Source organism: Actinoplanes sp. NPDC048988 (genome assembly GCF_043197815.1).
Classification (GTDB): domain Bacteria; phylum Actinomycetota; class Actinomycetes; order Mycobacteriales; family Micromonosporaceae; genus Actinoplanes.
The window spans coordinates 925,572-941,100 of sequence record NZ_JBICTW010000001.1; the positions used below are offsets into that span (position 1 = coordinate 925,572).

At 71.9% G+C, this 15,529-nt stretch carries 18 protein-coding genes; 9 read left to right on the forward strand and 9 right to left on the reverse strand.

The genetic code is table 11. The annotated features are described in order from the left end of the window. Positions 1-16 precede the first annotated feature (16 nt). Positions 17-1,054, reverse strand: a complete 1,038-nt coding sequence (locus ACGFJ7_RS03985; protein WP_360243618.1) for an SIS domain-containing protein — start codon at positions 1,052-1,054, stop codon at positions 17-19. Positions 1,055-1,216: 162 nt separating this feature from the next. Between ACGFJ7_RS03985 and ACGFJ7_RS03990 the strand changes: the two genes are divergently transcribed. Continuing rightward, positions 1,217-2,740 (forward strand): tetratricopeptide repeat protein, encoded by a 1,524-nt coding sequence (locus ACGFJ7_RS03990; protein ID WP_392640751.1) that lies wholly within the window; start codon positions 1,217-1,219, stop codon positions 2,738-2,740. Here the strand turns inward: ACGFJ7_RS03990 and ACGFJ7_RS03995 are convergent. Continuing rightward, positions 2,727-2,945, reverse strand: coding sequence for a biotin/lipoyl-binding carrier protein (locus ACGFJ7_RS03995; RefSeq protein ID WP_203776786.1), 219 nt, complete (start codon positions 2,943-2,945; stop codon positions 2,727-2,729). The genes ACGFJ7_RS03990 and ACGFJ7_RS03995 overlap by 14 nt on opposite strands. 103 nt (positions 2,946-3,048) lie before the next feature. Here ACGFJ7_RS03995 and ACGFJ7_RS04000 point away from each other — a divergent pair, with 103 nt between their 5' ends. Further along, entirely contained in the window at positions 3,049-3,123 is a 75-nt protein-coding gene (locus ACGFJ7_RS04000; protein ID WP_369752275.1) for a 50S ribosomal protein bL37, read from the forward strand. A gap of 46 nt (positions 3,124-3,169) precedes the next feature. Here the strand turns inward: ACGFJ7_RS04000 and rsrA are convergent, their stop codons facing one another. The 5 genes from rsrA to ACGFJ7_RS04025 all read right to left on the reverse strand — a co-directional run bounded on the left by rsrA (position 3,170) and on the right by ACGFJ7_RS04025 (position 6,810). Beyond that, the gene (gene rsrA, locus ACGFJ7_RS04005) at positions 3,170-3,454 is read right to left on the reverse strand and encodes a mycothiol system anti-sigma-R factor (RefSeq protein WP_360242975.1); all 285 of its coding nucleotides are present in this window, start codon (positions 3,452-3,454) and stop codon (positions 3,170-3,172) included. 4 nt (positions 3,455-3,458) lie between these two features. Then, on the reverse strand, positions 3,459-4,253 hold the full coding sequence (locus tag ACGFJ7_RS04010) for a sigma-70 family RNA polymerase sigma factor (RefSeq protein WP_360242977.1): 795 nt from the start codon (positions 4,251-4,253) through the stop codon (positions 3,459-3,461). Between the two features lie 160 nt (positions 4,254-4,413). After that, a complete protein-coding gene (locus ACGFJ7_RS04015; RefSeq protein ID WP_360242980.1) occupies positions 4,414-5,022 on the reverse strand; it encodes an alpha/beta family hydrolase in 609 nt (202 codons plus the stop codon). Positions 5,023-5,035: 13 nt separating this feature from the next. Next, on the reverse strand, positions 5,036-5,440 hold the full coding sequence (locus tag ACGFJ7_RS04020; protein ID WP_360242983.1) for a WhiB family transcriptional regulator: 405 nt from the start codon (positions 5,438-5,440) through the stop codon (positions 5,036-5,038). 665 nt (positions 5,441-6,105) lie between these two features. Further along, on the reverse strand, positions 6,106-6,810 hold the full coding sequence (locus ACGFJ7_RS04025) for an SOS response-associated peptidase (RefSeq protein ID WP_360242986.1): 705 nt from the start codon (positions 6,808-6,810) through the stop codon (positions 6,106-6,108). Positions 6,811-7,451: 641 nt separating this feature from the next. On the opposite strand from ACGFJ7_RS04025, the gene aroA reads away from it, so the two are divergent. The 6 genes from aroA (at position 7,452) to ACGFJ7_RS04055 (ending at position 13,189) form a co-directional block, all read left to right on the forward strand. Continuing rightward, positions 7,452-8,735: a 3-phosphoshikimate 1-carboxyvinyltransferase gene (gene aroA / locus ACGFJ7_RS04030; RefSeq protein WP_392640758.1), complete on the forward strand. Its 1,284-nt coding sequence runs from the start codon at positions 7,452-7,454 to the stop codon at positions 8,733-8,735. A 2-nt stretch (positions 8,736-8,737) separates the two neighbouring features. Beyond that, positions 8,738-9,823, forward strand: coding sequence for a ribosome small subunit-dependent GTPase A (gene rsgA / locus ACGFJ7_RS04035; protein WP_360243624.1), 1,086 nt, complete (start codon positions 8,738-8,740; stop codon positions 9,821-9,823). 43 nt (positions 9,824-9,866) lie between these two features. Then, a complete protein-coding gene (hisN, locus tag ACGFJ7_RS04040) occupies positions 9,867-10,670 on the forward strand; it encodes a histidinol-phosphatase (protein WP_392640761.1) in 804 nt (267 codons plus the stop codon). A 132-nt stretch (positions 10,671-10,802) separates the two neighbouring features. After that, positions 10,803-11,666, forward strand: coding sequence for a hypothetical protein (locus tag ACGFJ7_RS04045; protein ID WP_360243627.1), 864 nt, complete (start codon positions 10,803-10,805; stop codon positions 11,664-11,666). Positions 11,667-11,842: 176 nt separating this feature from the next. After that, positions 11,843-12,622 (forward strand): ATP-binding protein, encoded by a 780-nt coding sequence (locus tag ACGFJ7_RS04050; protein ID WP_392640764.1) that lies wholly within the window; start codon positions 11,843-11,845, stop codon positions 12,620-12,622. 9 nt (positions 12,623-12,631) lie between these two features. Then, a complete protein-coding gene (locus tag ACGFJ7_RS04055) occupies positions 12,632-13,189 on the forward strand; it encodes a DUF5709 domain-containing protein (RefSeq protein WP_392640766.1) in 558 nt (185 codons plus the stop codon). A gap of 42 nt (positions 13,190-13,231) precedes the next feature. Here the strand turns inward: ACGFJ7_RS04055 and ACGFJ7_RS04060 are convergent, their stop codons facing one another. After that, positions 13,232-13,870 (reverse strand): response regulator transcription factor, encoded by a 639-nt coding sequence (locus tag ACGFJ7_RS04060; protein ID WP_360243630.1) that lies wholly within the window; start codon positions 13,868-13,870, stop codon positions 13,232-13,234. A 25-nt stretch (positions 13,871-13,895) separates the two neighbouring features. After that, the gene (macS, locus tag ACGFJ7_RS04065; RefSeq protein WP_360243001.1) at positions 13,896-15,029 is read right to left on the reverse strand and encodes a MacS family sensor histidine kinase; all 1,134 of its coding nucleotides are present in this window, start codon (positions 15,027-15,029) and stop codon (positions 13,896-13,898) included. A 77-nt stretch (positions 15,030-15,106) separates the two neighbouring features. Here macS and ACGFJ7_RS04070 point away from each other — a divergent pair, with 77 nt between their 5' ends. Then, on the forward strand, positions 15,107-15,511 hold the full coding sequence (locus tag ACGFJ7_RS04070; RefSeq protein WP_392641289.1) for an ATP-binding protein: 405 nt from the start codon (positions 15,107-15,109) through the stop codon (positions 15,509-15,511). The last annotated feature ends 18 nt before the right edge of the window (positions 15,512-15,529 follow it).

Below are 15,529 nucleotides of genomic sequence, written 5' to 3' on the forward strand. Positions count from 1 at the left end.
CCACGTCCATATTTCTTTAAAGGGTCGTCGTGACCTTCTTCAAGCCCCGCGGCGCGTCCGGGTCCTCGCCGCGGGCGAGCGCCAGGGCGAGCGCGAGCTTCTGCAGCGGCAGGATGTCGAGCAGGGCGCTGTAGCGCTCGTCGGTCACCGCGGGCACCGCCAGCCGCCCCGAGGCGCCGGTCACGTCGGTCGCGCCGACCGTCACCACGTCGGCCCGGCGCTCGGCGAGCCGGGTGACCACGTCGCGCATCGACCGGCCGCCGGGGCCGTCACCGACCACGGCCAGCACCGGCACGTCGGGGTCGGTCATGGCCAGCGGCCCGTGCAGCAGGTCGGCGCCCGAGAAGGAGAGCGCGGGCAGGTACGAGGTCTCCATGAGCTTGAGGGCGGCCTCGCGAGCGGTCGGATAGGCGTACCCACGCCCGGTCGTGACCATCCGGGAGGCGAACCGGTAGCGCTGCGCCAGGTCGTCGGCGGCCGGGTCGCCGAGCGCGTCCTCGGCCAGCTGGGGCAGCTTGTCCAGCGCGGCGCGTTCCTCGTCGGGCAGGCGGCCGTCGCCGGACCGGATGCCCTCGACGAGCATCAGCAGGGCGAGAAGTTCGGCGGTGTACGTCTTGGTGGCCGCGACCGCCCGCTCGTGGCCGGCCGCCACGTCGATCGAGAGCTCGGCCGCCTGGGCCAGCGGCGACGACGGGTTGTTGGTCACCGCGAGGGTGAGGCCGCCGGTCTCGCGGGCGGTCTGGAGCACGCCGGTGAGGTCGGGCGAGCCGCCGCTCTGGCTGACCCCGACGACGAGGGTGCCGGCGAAGTCGGGCCGCGCGCCGTACAGCGTGATCGCGCTCGGCGAGGCGCTGGCCACCGGCAGGCCGAGGCGGATCTCGGTGAGGTACGCGCCGTACAGCGCCGCGTGGTCGGAGGTGCCCCGGCCCACGAACACCACGTTGCGCGGCTTGCGGCGGGCCACCTCGGCGGCCACCTCGGCGATGCCGGCCGCGTGTTCACCACCGATCAGCCGAGCGAATCCGCCCGGTTGTTCCGCGATGTCCGCCGCCATCCCCTGGCCTCGCTGTGTCACGTGTTCCTCCCCTGATGAGCATCTATCGCGCAATCGATGCGCAGTCTTGCAAGAAACAGCTTAGATAGTCAACGTTTCGCGCACTAATGCGCATCACACGCCTGCTGACATACTCGCCCGTATCGCCTACTGTTCTGCACCGTGGATGTACGCCGTGCGGCCGACCGCGCACTTGAGCAGGCACGATCGGCTCTGGCGCGCGAGGAGCCGGAGAAAGCCGCCGATCACCTCGCCGGGGCCCTGGCCCACGCGCCGGCGCTCCCCGAGGTCCACGAACTGCTGAGCAGGCTGGCCGCCCGCCCCGGCGGCGGCCTCGACCTCTTCCAGGTCGGCCCGCACACGTCGGCCGGCCGGCTCGCCGCCCGCGCCCACCTGCTCGCCGCCGCCGGCCGCCCCGAGGACGGCCTGCCCTTGCTCACCGCCGCGAGCGGGCACGCGCCCGCGGCCGACTGGGCCGGCGTGCCCTGGGTCGCCGAGCCCGCCCTGGGCGTGCGCATCGAACCCGGCCTGCTCGCCCAGATTCTCATGCGCCTCTGCACCCGGGTGGGCGAACCGGCCCCGCCCACCCTGCGCCCCTACCTGACCGTGGTGCGGCACGCGATCGCCGCCTACCCCGAACACGCGATGCTGCTCGGCGCCGGCTCGGCCCTGGCCCGCCGGGTCGGCGAACACGACCTGGCCGTCGACTGGGCCGCCCGCGGCGCCCGGGTCCGCCCGTCCAAGCTCGGCGAGATCTGGCTCGGGTACGCCTACCGCAGCGCCGGTCGGCTCCCCGAGGCGCTCGCGGCGCTGCGCCGCGCGGTCGCCCACGACCCCGACGACCTTTCGGTGTACGCCGACATCGCCGGCACCCTGGCCGACAACGGCCGCCTCGAGGACGCGCTGAGCTGGGTCGACCGGGCGCTCGAACGCGACCCCGAGTACGACTGCGCGGTGCACACGGCCCACCGGCTGCGCTACCGCGCCGACGGCGACCTCATGCACCTGGTCCGCCTGGCCGACTACATCCGCGACCACCCCGACGAGTCCCACGAGCACAGCGATCTCGGCGACTGCTGCCGGGACACGCCCTGGCTCGGCGGCGCCCCGGCGGCCGCCCCGCTACCACGCGGCCACGTCGCCTCCGGCGCCGAACCCTCGGACGAGGCGGTCCGCCGCCTGCGCCAGGTGGCCGCCCTCTCCTGGTCGCACCCGTCGGCGGCGTACGACGCGGCCGTCCCGCTGATCATGCTGACCCCCGGGGACCTGACGGCCCTGCTGGCCCACCCACCGGCCGACGTGGCCGCGGCCGAGATCTGGGCCTGCCTCGGCCTGCTGCACCACGGCACCGAGGAGCCCTGGCTCGACTCGGCCCGCCGGCGGCGCCTGCTCGAACTGCTCGACGGCGGCCTCGATCGGGTGACCGAGGCGGCCCTGTTCGCCATGATCGTGGCGGCCTGGATCGACCCGGCCGCCCGCGACGACGTGGCCGGCGTCGTGACGGCCCGGCTCAGCGAGGTCGCGTCCCGGCCCGGCGCCCGCTCGGTGGCCGAACTGGCGCTGGCCACGCCCGGCCTCGACCGCTCGACCCGTCAGCTCGCGGCCGCGATGACCAGGGTCCCGGTGGTCCCCCGCCCACGCGGCCGCAACCGCCTGCTCCTGAAGTGGTCGTTCAGGCAGCGATAACCGCTATGAGGTCACCCTCCTGGACGACGTCGCCCTCGTGCACGGCCAGCTCGGCCACCGTGCCCTCCGACTCGGCCAGGACGGGGATCTCCATCTTCATCGACTCGAGGATCACCAGGGTGTCACCCTCGGCGACGGTGTCACCGGCGGAGGCCACGACCTTCCACACGTTCGCCACCATCTCGGCCCGGATCTCGTCGGCCATCGGTAATCCTCCTCGCTTCGTGGGCTTAGGTGGGGTCATCAAACCACGGAAGCGGCCCGACTACGATCGACGCGGGAAACACCGCACCGACAGGAGTCTCACCATGGCTAAGAAGGCCCGTAAGAAGAAGGCCCGTAAGAAGAGCAGCGCCAACCACGGCAAGCGCCCCAACAGCTGACAAAGAAAAAGCCCGGCGGATGTCCGCCGGGCTTTTTCGTGTCGTCTTACGGGAGGTACTCCCGCGTCTCCACCTGCACCTCGAGCTGGTCGAGCTTGATACGCAGGCGGTCGCGCAGCTCGCGCGGGGCCTTCTCGTCGCCGCAGCAGCGGGAGACCAGGGCCTTCACCTCGTGCTCGATGCCGTACTCCCGCAGGCAGCCGTCGCAGTCGTCCAGGTGCTTCTGGATCAGCGTCCGCCGGTCCTCACTGCACTCCAGGTCGAGGTAGAGGTACACCTCGGAGAGGACGATGCCGCAATCGGTGTCGTGCTCGTCGTCGTGGCCGCTCATCGGTTCACGCCTCCTGCGGTTCCGAAGCGGTCCGGGTGATGCCCCGGTCGACGGCGTACCGCTCCAGGGTCTTGCGCAGGTTGCGCCGGCCACGGTGCAGACGAGACATGACGGTGCCGATCGGCGTGCCCATGATGTCGGCGATCTCCTTGTACGAGAAACCCTCGACATCAGCGAGGTAGACGGCCAAACGGAAGTCCTCGGGCAGAGCCTGGAGAGCTTCCTTGATGTCGCTGTCCGGCAGCCGGTCCAGCGCCTCGGTCTCGGCCGACCGCAGGCCCGCCGACGTGTGCGACTCCGACGAGGCGAGCTGCCAGTCGGTGATCTCCTCGGTGGGAGCCTGCACCGGCTGACGCTGCTTACGCCGATAAGAGTTGATATACGTGTTCGTGAGGATGCGGTACAGCCAAGCCTTGAGGTTGGTGCCCTCCTCAAACTGGTGGAACGCGGAGAACGCCTTCAGGTAGGTCTCCTGAACAAGGTCCTCGGCGTCCGCGGGATTACGCGTCATCCGCAGACCAGCCGCGTACAACTGGTCCACAAAAGGCAACGCGTCCCGCTCGAAGCGCGCCCGGCGCTCCTCGGTCCGTTCTGTCTGGGCCACCCTGAGCTCTCCCCTCGACCGCCCCGCCGAGGATACGGGTAGTGCCCCATCAGCGGCTTCGAAAACCGCCGGTGTGCTGACACTCACCGATAGAGAGGCGGGTTGCGTGGCCGGCCACTCGGGGGAATCCAGCAGATCCCGCACCCGAGTCACCTCCGCGCCCTCGCGCTCGAGGAAGTCGGTTCCGGCTCGCACCTCATTTACCCCTTCCGACGTACAAGCTCCGAGCCGTACAACCGCGAAGGCGCAACTTGCATTCCCTGCTGGGCTGGCTGGCCTCGCTCCGCTCGGCGGGCACTTCGCCCCGGGAGGTCGTTGTCGAGGGCGCAGCGCGACTTTGGTGGCGGCCAGATCCTCAATTGGCCCACCCGCGACGGCGCAGCCACCCGATTGCCAGCTCGGCCGTCGTCTTGACGTCTTTGCGCAGGTCGTGGGTGGCGCCCGGCCGAACGATCACCTCGACGCCGGGTGCCGGCCGCGGCACCCCGAAGGGATCTCGGTCACCGTTGAGGACCAGGGTCGGCACGCCCACGGGCAGCTCGCCGGCGCGGGTCTTGTCGGGCTTGCCCGGCGGGTGCAGAGGAAAAGCGAGGCACAGTACGGCCGCGGCCTCGAGGGTGGTCGCGGTGCGGCAGGCGACTCGCGCGCCGCTGGACCTTCCGCCGACGATCAAAGGAATTTGCGGTACGCCCGTGCGCAGTGTCCGCACGACGGCGGTCCACGCCTCGTCGAGCTGACCGGCGGGCGCGGGCGCGCGACGGCCGGCGACCCGGTAGGGCTGGGTCACGAGCGCCACCCGTACCCCCGAAGCGACAGCCGCGTCGTGCACGGCGATCAGGTCGGGCGCGTCGACACCGCCGCCCGCGCCGTGGCCCAGAACGAGCAGGCTGACGGGCGAACCGGCCGGTTCGGTGATCCGAAGGCCGGCCGGCCCGCGCGGTGTCTCGATTTCGGAGCTGGTCACAGCCCCTATGTAATCAGCGGCTCACCGGCATCACCGGTAAGAGGGTCAGCAACCTGCGGTCTTCCTCGTCCGGCTCGTCGTCGACGCCTTCGCCGTCCGGCCCGACCCGTTCCCGCCAGGCCACCAGCATCGCCCGGCGCTCGCGCGGTGTGGTGCCGCCCCAGACGCCGTGGCAGTCGCCGACCTGCAGCGCCCAGGCCAGGCAAGGACCCTGGACAGTGCAGGTACCGCAGAGCGAGACCGCCCCTTCGGACGGCTCGTTGGGCGCGGGAAAAAACGTTTCCGGATCGACGGAACGGCAGGCGCCGCGTGTCCGCCAGGCTTCGTCGGTGCGCCGCTCGCGAATGGCCTCGATCAGCCGAGGATCGCGTCGCGCGATGGCAACTTCATGTGGACGCGGCATACGTGCCCGTGTCATGAGCCCACCTCCCCCGTGGGACCGGTCATGCGTATGGCAACCAGTCCGCACCGTGCGAACCAGCACCACTCCGGCGCAGTTTTGTATCGCAGGCGAAGAGATCAGAACAAGGGCCTTATCTATCTTGAAACAAAGTTGCCAGTAAAAAATGCAGACATTAACCCACCAATCGCCCTGTTGATCTACCCCACTCCCAGGTAATCGTTACCGACCGGTCGCCCTTTTCGAGGTCGCGCCATGGGACCGCTCCCACCGCTTCCCGCGACCCCACTCGGCGGCCTTCAGCCCTCGCTCCAGCGCCCCCTTAGCCGTCGCCTGGCCCCTCCAGCCCTCGCCTGGCGCTCCTCCAGCCCTCGCCTGGCGCTCTTGCAGCCCTCGCCTGGCGCTCTTGCAGTCCCCGCCTGGCGCTCTTGCAGTCCCCGCCTGGCGCTCTTGCAGTCCCCGCCTGGCGCTCTTGCAGTCCCCGCCTGGCGCTCTTGCAGCCCCCGCCTGGCGCTCTTGCAGCCCCCGCCTGGCGCCCCCAGCCCCCGCCCGGCGCCCTCCCAGCCCTAACGGGGTGCCTTTCGGCCCTTAAGCGGCGCTTTTCCGGGCCTCGAGCGGTGCCGCCCAGCCCTTGCGGCTGCGCTCCGCACGGCGAGCGGCGGCGGGGCGGCCGGCCGGGCTCGTCAGAAGAGCGTCTGCTCCGCCGGGGCGGCCTGGCGCGCCGGCTCCACCGGCGGGTCGAGCAGGTGGGGACCGTTGTTGCGTACGTTGCCGACGTCCGGGCGTACCGCACGAACCTCGATCTTCTCCAGCTCACCCACCGCAAGCGGAGTGAGCAGCTCAGCGGCGTCCCCGCCGCCGGCGAGCCAGTCGGCCCAGCGCTCGCGGGGCAGGATCAGCGGCATCCGGTCGTGCACGCGAGCCAGTCCACCGAGCGCCGCCGTCGTCAGAACGCTGCACGTCACCACCGACTCCGGCCCCCAGGCCGACCAGATGCCGGCGAAAGCGAGCGGGGACCCGTCGACCGGCGTCATGTAGTACGCCTGGCGCTGCTTGCCGTCACGTACCCACTCGAACCAGCCGTCGGCCGGCACCAGACAGCGCCGCTTGGCGAAGGAGGAGGCAAAGGCCGGGGAGGTGGCCACCGTCTCCGAACGAGCATTGATCATCCGAGCGCCGGCCCGCAGATCCTTGGCCCACGGCGGCACGAACCCCCAGCGCGCCGCGTCGAGAACGCGAGCCTCACGGGTCTGCGAGACGCGCACGACAGGCACCGGGTCGGTCGGGGCGACGTTCCAGCTCGGCCCCAGCGTCTCAGCCACATTGACGGCCTCGAAGAGATCGCTGAGGTCGGCTTCGCTCCGCGTCGTCGCGTACCGCCCGCACATGGCCCGAAACGGTACGCCTTCCGGCCGCCTTCCGCGGCCCCGCGCCCCGCCCCGTCACCGACATGGCACATCGCCATCCACAGAAACGCGGTTATCCACAGCCCACCGACACGATCACGCAGCCTTCCGGAAGACTGACCAGCGGGGGTTCCCCCTTGGGTGGGCGGGCACTGTGCGGGCGAGCTCCCTCGGGACGGCCAAGGCGGCGGGCGAGCTCAGCGCGCTTGGGCATACTCGCGCCGGGAGGCCCGGGGGCAGCGCGGACCGGCCCGACGCGATCGAGCGTGGGGTCGGGCGGACACACGACGCTCGAACAGGCGACGCCTGGAAGCGCGACGTCGAGCGTGGAAGGCCCAGACACGCGAGGCACGGACACGCGGGGCACGGACACGCAGGGCACGGACACGCAGGGCACGGACACGCAGGGCACGGACACGAGACGCCTGGGCAGGGGATCCAGGAACGCGGCGCTGCGCATGGGATGTCCAAGCACACGGCGCTCGAGCACCGGACGACGCTCGGACGCCGGTGGCGCTCGGGCGACGCGGACGGCGCCGCACGAGCGCTTTCGGCGGAAGGTTGGCGTCTCGGCCGGCGGGAGCCTGCGGGGAATTGTCGGTGGGGGCGGGCAGAATAGCCGCGTGACTGCTCAAGCTCGCCCCTGGCTTGCCCCGACCGCTTCTGGCGCGGTCAGTGGTGTTGTTCGTCTGCCCGGCTCCAAGTCGATGACGGCGCGGGCGCTGGTTCTGGCCGCGCTGGCCGGTGAGCCGTCCGTGGTGGAGCGGCCGCTGCGGGCGCGTGACACCGAGCTCATGGCGGCGGGGCTTCGCGCTCTCGGGGTCGGGGTCGACACGAGTTCTGACGAGCGCTGGGTGGTCGAGCCGGGGCCGCTGCGGGGGCCCGCGCGTGTCGATGTCGGGCTGGCCGGCACGATCATGCGGTTTCTGCCTCCGGCGGCGGCGCTGGCTGAGGGTGTTGTCGAGTTCGACGGCGATCCGCATGCTCGTAACCGGCCGCTGCGGCCGATTGTCGAGGCGCTTCGGGCTCTCGGGGTGGCGATCGAGGCTTCCGCGAGCGGTGGGCTGCCGCTGACCGTGCGCGGGGCTGGGCTTGTCGAGGGCGGCGAGGCTGTCATCGACGCTTCCGGGTCCAGCCAGTTCGTCTCGGGGCTGCTGCTGTCCGCGCCCCGGTTCACCAAGGGGCTGCGGCTTCGTCATGAGGGGCCGCCGGTGCCGTCCGCGCCGCATCTGCGCATGACGACGCACATGCTGCGGGCCGCCGGGGCCGTGGTCGACGAGAGTGTGCCCGATGTGTGGGCCGTTGAGCCGGGGGTTCTGCGGGGACGTACGTGGGTGATCGAACCTGATCTTTCCGGGGCTGCTCCTTTCTTCGCCGCGGCCATGGTGACCGGAGGCTCGATCACGCTCGCCGGGTGGCCGGCCGAGAGCTGGCAGCCGGTCGGGCGGGTCACCGAGCTGCTGACCGCGCTCGGGGCCGAGGTGACCCAGTCCGCCGAGGGGCTGACCGTGCGGGGCACCGGCTCGCTGCGCGGAATCACCGCCGACCTGTCCGAGGTCAGCGAGCTCACGCCGGTGGTCGCCGCTCTGGCCGCGCTGGCCGACGGGCCCTCCGAGCTGCGCGGTGTGGCGCACATCCGCGGGCACGAGACCGACCGCATCGCCGCCCTCGCGGCCGAGCTGGGCAAGGCCGGGGCCGACGTCACCGAGTTCCCCGACGGGCTGCGGATCGTGCCGGGGGCGCCGCGGGCGTCGAGCTTCGAGACGTACGCGGATCACCGGATGGCGCACGCGGCGGCGGTTATGGGCCTCGCTGTCCCGGGCATTGCCCTCACCGACGTAGCGTGTACGTCGAAGACGTTGCCCGAGTTCCCCGAACTCTGGGCGGGACTCGTGGCGAGGAGCTGAACCTGCCTGCGCGCAAGCGGGAGTACGACGAGGACGACGTCCGGATCCGTCCGGGCCGTTCGTCGCGTCCGCGTACCCGGACCCGGCCCAAACACGACGATGCCGTCGACGCCCTGGTGATCACCGTGGATCGTGGCCGGTACGGCTGCGTGGTGACCGACGCGCCGCCGGACAGCCCCGTGATCACCGCTATGCGCGCGCGCGAGCTGGGCCGCAAGTCGGTGGTCGTGGGCGACCGGGTGGCCCTGGTCGGCGACGTCACCGGGGCGCCCGGCGCCCTGGCCCGCATCGTGCGCATCGCCGAGCGCACCTCGGTGCTGCGGCGCACGGCCGACGACGACGACACCACCCCCGAGGGGCGCCTCGAACGGGTCGTGGTGGCCAACGCCGACCAGCTGGTCATCGTGAGCGCGCTCGCCGATCCGCCGCCGCGTACCGGCTTCATCGACCGCTGCCTGGTGGCGGCCTACGACGCCGACATCGAACCGCTGCTGTGCCTGACCAAGGCCGATCTGGCCGGTCCGGAGGCGGTGCTCGACTACTACGCGGAGCTTGATCTGCCGTACGTGCTGGTCCGCCCCGACAGCGACCTCGGCGACGTGCGCAAGCGCCTGGCCGGGAACATCTCGGTTCTGGTCGGCCACTCCGGGGTCGGCAAGTCCACGCTGGTCAACCGCCTGGTGCCGGACGCGCTGCGGGCGGTCGGCGCGGTCAGCGCCATCGGCAAGGGCCGGCACACCTCGACCAGCGCGGTCGCGCTGCGCCTGCCGCCGGTGGGGCGCTCCCGCAAGGATCCGGGCTGGATCATCGACACGCCGGGCATCCGCAGCTTCGGGCTGGCCCACGTCAGCGCCGAGAGCCTGCTGCACGGCTTCCCCGACCTGGTCGAGGGCACTCTGGACGACCAGCCGAACTGCGGGCACACCGCGGCCGACGCCGGCTGTCGCCTGGACACGTGGGTGGCCGAGGGCAAAGCCGACCCGCGCCGCCTCGCCTCGTACCGCCGGCTGCTGGCCTCCCGGGCCGGCGAGCCCGACGGGCGGGACACCCCGCCCGACGACGACACCGTGCAGAACCACCCGGTCTGAGACTCACAGGCCGGGTGCGGCGGGGATCGGATAGCGTTCCGGCATGGCTGGCTATGCCGACGATCTCGCTCTCGCCCACATGCTGGCGGACACCGCCGACTCGATTTCGATGGGGCGGTTCCGGGCGCTCGACCTTCGGGTCGAGTCCAAGCCCGACCTGACCCCGGTGTCGGACGCCGACACCGCCGTCGAGCAGGCGATCCGGTCGACGCTGGGCCGTGCCCGTCCACGCGACGCCGTGCTGGGTGAGGAGTTCGGGCGCACCGAGGCGGCGGCCGGGCCGGGCACCCGCCGGTGGGTCATCGATCCGATCGACGGGACGAAGAACTTCGTGCGCGGGGTGCCCGTCTGGGCCACGCTGATCGCGCTGCTCGAGGGGGACACGCCGGTGGCCGGTCTCGTCTCGGCCCCAGCTCTGGGCCGGCGGTGGTGGGGTGCGCGCGGCCATGGGTCGTACGCGGGAAAGCACCAGCACGCCGCCACCCGGATCGGGGTGTCGGGGGTCCGGCGGATGGCCGACGCCAGTTTCTGCTTCGCCAGCCTCTCCGGCTGGTCGGATGTCGGGCTGCTGCAGAACGTCGTCGATCTGAGCCTGGCCTCGTGGCGCAGCCGGGCCTACGGCGACTTCTACGGATACATGCTGCTGGCCGAGGGTGCGCTCGACGTCATGGTCGAGCCGGAGCTGTCGCTGTGGGACATGGCCGCGCTCATTCCGATCATCACCGAGGCCGGGGGTACCGTCACCGACCTGGCCGGGCGGGCGCCGGCCGACAAGTCCTCGGTGATCGCCACGAACGGGCCGCTGCACGAGACCGTTCTGACCGCTTTGACGCCGAAGATCAGGTAGCCGCGGGCCCGGTAGCCCTCAGTGACGGGCCGGGCACCCTCACCGGCAATGCGCCCCGAAGAGCTGAACCCGGGCCATCGCTGGTCTATCGTGCGTCACGTGGTGTCCTCGGGCTGGCTCTTCCTCATCGCCATGATTCTGGCGTACGGGGTGGCTAACCTGCTGCAGTCGGCGGCCGCGACCCGTACGACCGTGCACCACACCTTCGACCCGGGCCTGCTGGTGCGGCTGGCCGGTCAGCGCACCTACCTGGTGGGCCTCGGCTGCCAGGTGCTCGGCTTCGTCCTGGCGTTCCTGGCCCGTGAGGATCTTCCGCTCTTCCTCGTCCAGGCGAGTGTCGCCGCCGGGCTCGGCGTGACCGCGCTGCTGGGTGTGCTGCTGCTGAAGTGGTCGCTGCCGGTCGCCGAGATCGGCCTGCTGGCGCTGCTGCTGGTCGGCATCGCCGGCCTGGTCCACTCGGCGAAACCGGCGCCGGCGCGCCCGCTGGGCGCTTTCGCCGTCGCCATGCTGGCCCTGACGGTCCTGGTGATCGCCGCTTTGGGCTTTTTTGCCGTACGGCTTCAGGGCGCGCTCGGTTCTGTCGTGCTGGGCTCGCTGGCCGGTGTGGGGTTCTCGGCCGCCGCGATCGCCGCCCGCCCGCTGGCCAACGAGCACTCGGTCGGTGGCTTCTTCGCCAATCCGCTGCTCTACCTGCTGGTCGTGCACTCGCTCGTCGGCCAGTTGCTGCTGGGGCTGGCCATGCAGCGCGGCTCCACCACGGCCGCCGTGGCCGCCATGGACGCCGGTGGCGCCGTCCCGGCCGCGGTCGTCGGCCTGCTCCTGCTGGGCGATCAGATCCACCCGGGCCGGGGCTGGCTGGGCGCGCTCGGTTTCGTGCTCACGCTGGTCGCCGTGATCGGCCTGACCCGGTACGCCGAGCCGCAACATCACCACACGACCGCCGAGTCGTGCCGCCCGGAGAAGACTCCGCTGCGCCCGGCCACCTCGAGCCACTGACCTCTGTCTGTGACCGCGGCCGCGGAAGCGTGTATGGAAGTGCCGCGCGCGGGTACAGAGCTGACCATGCCTTAGTGGCGCTTATGTCCCGATTACCTCCGTGTCGTGCGGCGCGGGGCCGAGATTTTCGTCGCGAAAATGCGAAACCGTCACGTGTTCTGCACAATGGAGCGATCATGTCGAGCGAGGTGCGGCACCTGGTGGACCGCGGGCAGACGTACCCCCTGGTCCAGCTTTCCGGTGTGCTCAACACTGGAAGCGCTCCCACGATCCGGTCCGTCCTGCTCGACCTGATCGCCGAGCAACCCGAGGCGGTAGTGGTCGACGTCGGCGGTCTGAGCCTCGACGGCCCGGAGTCGGCCGGCGTGCTGCGCGACATCCGGCGGGAGACCACCGACTGGCCCGCGGCCCACCTGGCTCTCTGCGCCACCGACGCCGGCGCCTGGCAGGGCACGGGCTGGCCCGTCTGGCCGGACCCGGCGCAGGCCTTCGCCGCCCTGGGCGAGCCCGAACCCGAGCACAGGGTGAGCCTGGAGCTGGAGCCCTCGGTCGGCGCCGCCCGGCAGTCCCGCGAGCTGATCACCGAGTCGTGCGGCCGGTGGGATTGCCCGGAGCTGGCCGGTCCCGCCTGCATCGTGGTCACCGAGTTGGTGAACAACGTGGTGGCGCACGCGCACACCCCGATGATCGTGCTGCTGGCCACCCACGGCGAGGGCATGAGCGTGGCCGTGCGCGACCGCTCGGCCACCGTTCCGAGCTTCGACGGCACGCCCGTGCCGGTCACCGCCTACGGCGGCCGCGGCATGCTGCTGATCGATTCCGTGGCGACCCGCTGGGGCAGCCTCGTCCTGGACGGCGGCAAGGTGGTGTGGGCGCTGCTCAGCGACGAGGAAGCGGCGAAGGCCACGCCCCGGAAACCCGACGGCGCAAGCATGGCGGACCCCGCTCGCGGGTAGATTGCGCTCATGCGAGACAACGACTACCCCGCCGAGGTGTCCGACCCGGAGGCCTCAGGCCTGCCGGACACCGCGGATGACGATTCGACCGCCTACGACGAGGTGGAGAGCGGCCGCTGGGCGGACGGCGCCGACCCGGCCGCGCTGGCGGGCGTCGGCCCCGGCGGCTCCAACCGCTTCGGCGACACCGCCGAGGAGGCCCGCGAGGGCGAGTCTCTCGACTACCGCCTGAGCCAGGAGGAGCCGGACTTCGGCGCCGAGGAGACGATTCCGCAGCGCCGCGACCCGATCGACGAGACCGTCGACAGCTCGGCGCAGCGCGACTTCGACGCGGACGTGTGGGGCGCGAGCCCGACCTCGGACCCCAAGTCGCAGGTGTCGCTCTACGACGACGGCCAGCTCGACGACGACGACCCGCAGCCGGTCGGCCGCCTGGTCGCGCCGGACGAGGGCTACGGGTTCGACGACGAGACCGACAGCGTCGCCTACGACGCGGGCGCCTCGGGCGGCGGCGCCTCGGCCGAGGAACTGGCCATGCACGAGACGAACGCCCCCGACTACGACTGAGGCTCGGGCTCCTCGAGCCCTTGTTCGGGATCTCGCCCGACCTTATGGGGCGGGATCCTCGTCGAGCGGAGCGAGACCGGCTTGCAGGGCATAGCGGGTGAGCTCCACGCGGTTGTGCAGCTGAAGCTTGCCGAGCGTGTTCTGGACGTGGTTCTGCACCGTGCGGTGGCTCAACACGAGCCGCGCGGCGATCTGTCGGTACGACAGACCCTTCGCCACCAGGCGCAGGACCTCGGTCTCCCGCTCGGTGAGCTTCGGCGCGGCCTCCCGCGGCGCGATGCGGCGGAACTCGCCCAGCACCAGCCCGGCCAGGCCGGGGGTGAACACGGTGTCGCCCGCGACCGTGCGGCTCACCGCGTCGAGGAACTCGTCGAGCCCGGCCGACTTCAGCAGGTATCCGGTGGCGCCGGCCTTCATCGCGTCGAGCACGTCCTGCTGCTCGCCGCTGGCCGAGAGCATGAGGATGCGTACACCCGGAAGCTCCGTCTGCAGGCCGTTGATGACCTCGACGCCGGAGACGTCGGGCAGCTGGAGATCGAGCACGACGACGTCGGGCCGCGCCGCCGCGGCGATGCGGACCGCCTGGCGGCCCTCCCCGGTCGTCGCCACCACGTCGTAGCCGGCGGTGGTCAGGTCACGGCTGACGCCCTCGCGCCACATCGGGTGGTCGTCGACCACCATCACCCGGATCGCAGCGGTCACCGGCTCACGATAGCGGTGCCCGCGGCACGGCCATCTCCACCTCGGCCCCCTCGCCCGGCGCCGAGACGATCGACACCCGGCCGCCGAGCTCGGCCACCCGGCCCCGGATCGACTGGGCCACCCCGAGCCGCCCCTGCGCCTCGGCCTGGGCCAGCCGGTCGGGCTCGATGCCGCAGCCGTCGTCGCGGACGGTCACGACCACCTCGCCGGGCTCGTCCTCCACGAACACGTACGCCTTCGTCCCGGGTGCGCAGTGCCGGGCCACGTTGTCGAGCGCGGCCGCCACCGCCAGCCGCAGTTCCCGCGCCACCGGCGCCGGCAGCCGCACCGGCCCGGCCGGTCCGGAGACGGTCACGACCGGCGAGGCGTACGCCTCCAGCAGCGCCATGAGATCGAGCTCGGCCCCCTGCGGATCGCCCAGAGCGCGCCCCGCCATGAGACTGCGCAACGCCGTCTCCTGTTCCCCGGCCAGCCGTGCCAGCTCGCCGGCCTCACCGTCGAGGCCCGCGCCGCGCCGCTTCACCAGCGCGAGCACTTGGAGCACCGAGTCGTGCACCTCCCGGGCCAGCCGCTCCCGTTCCCGGGTGGCCGCCTCCAGCTCGACCGCCCGTTCGAGCCGTTCCTGCGCCACCTCGGCGATCCGCACCAGATAGCCGACAGCGATCGCGGCCAGCAGCATCAGCACCGCGCCGGTGAGCGCCGCCTGGTCGTAGTGGGCCCGCACGATCAGGTCGGTGGCGCCCATGGCGAGCGCGGCCGCGATGCCGGCCCGGCGCCCGCCGGCCACCGCCCAGCAGAGCACCGGCGCGACGTGCCAGGCGACGGCCAGGGTGGGCCGGCCGGCCTCCAGTGCGGTGCGGCCGACGATCAGGACGCTGGCGGCCAGCGCGGCCATGGTGATCAGCAGGTCGGCCACGAGCAGGGGCGGACGGCGACGGGCCGGATTCCCGTACGCGTACGTGGTCACGACCGTCCACGCGGCCATCACGGCCAGCACCGGCCACGCCAGCATGGGCCGCAAGTAGTCCCCGACGTTGCCGACGACCAGGATCGTCGCGTAGATGAGGGCGGCGATCCGGTAGACCGCGATGGCTCTCCACAGCGGGGTCTGGAATCCGCTGTCGCGTACGTCCGGCATGCGCCGACCATCCCACATGGCGCATCGCACCGGCAGGCCGCGCTGCGGGAAGATCGGACGTGGCCTAACGTCGAAGGATCAGCACCCAGGTCCTGCTCTCCGAAACGTTCGACCACAGCTCGATCACCGCGCTGCGGCACGCCGTCGCGTCCTGCGCCACCGACGCCGGTCTCCGCGGCGACCGCCTCGACGATTTCGTGGTCGCGGTCAACGAGCTGCTCACCAACGCCGTCCGGCACGGCGGCGGCGTCGGCCGGGTGTCCCTGTGGCACGCGGACGGCTCGGTCGTGTGCGAGGTGAGCGATTCCGGCGGCGGCCTCCCGGCCCAGCGGGCCGAGCCGGCGGCGCGCCCGGCGGCGAATCAGCCCGGCGGGTGGGGGCTGTGGCTGGCGGAGGAGCTGACGGACGAGTTCGACATTCGTACGGGCGCCGGCGGCACCACGGTTCGGGTGTCCAGCCGATCTTCCTTAAGAGATCCTTAAACCACGCCCGGCGAACTT

Coding starts and splice junctions, on each gene's coding strand:
- ACGFJ7_RS04025 (WP_360242986.1), bottom strand. CDS start 6,810: ATGTGCGGGCGGTACGCGACGACGCGGAGCGAAGCCGACCTCAGCGAT.
- ACGFJ7_RS04060 (WP_360243630.1), bottom strand. CDS start 13,870: ATGGTGGTCGACGACCACCCGATGTGGCGCGAGGGCGTCAGCCGTGAC.
- ACGFJ7_RS03995 (WP_203776786.1), bottom strand. CDS start 2,945: ATGGCCGACGAGATCCGGGCCGAGATGGTGGCGAACGTGTGGAAGGTC.
- rsrA (WP_360242975.1), bottom strand. CDS start 3,454: ATGAGCGGCCACGACGACGAGCACGACACCGATTGCGGCATCGTCCTC.
- ACGFJ7_RS04020 (WP_360242983.1), bottom strand. CDS start 5,440: ATGACACGGGCACGTATGCCGCGTCCACATGAAGTTGCCATCGCGCGA.
- macS (WP_360243001.1), bottom strand. CDS start 15,029: ATGCCGGACGTACGCGACAGCGGATTCCAGACCCCGCTGTGGAGAGCC.
- hisN (WP_392640761.1), top strand. CDS start 9,867: ATGGCTGGCTATGCCGACGATCTCGCTCTCGCCCACATGCTGGCGGAC.
- ACGFJ7_RS04045 (WP_360243627.1), top strand. CDS start 10,803: ATGATTCTGGCGTACGGGGTGGCTAACCTGCTGCAGTCGGCGGCCGCG.
- ACGFJ7_RS04050 (WP_392640764.1), top strand. CDS start 11,843: ATGTCGAGCGAGGTGCGGCACCTGGTGGACCGCGGGCAGACGTACCCC.
- ACGFJ7_RS04055 (WP_392640766.1), top strand. CDS start 12,632: ATGCGAGACAACGACTACCCCGCCGAGGTGTCCGACCCGGAGGCCTCA.
- ACGFJ7_RS03985 (WP_360243618.1), bottom strand. CDS start 1,054: ATGGCGGCGGACATCGCGGAACAACCGGGCGGATTCGCTCGGCTGATC.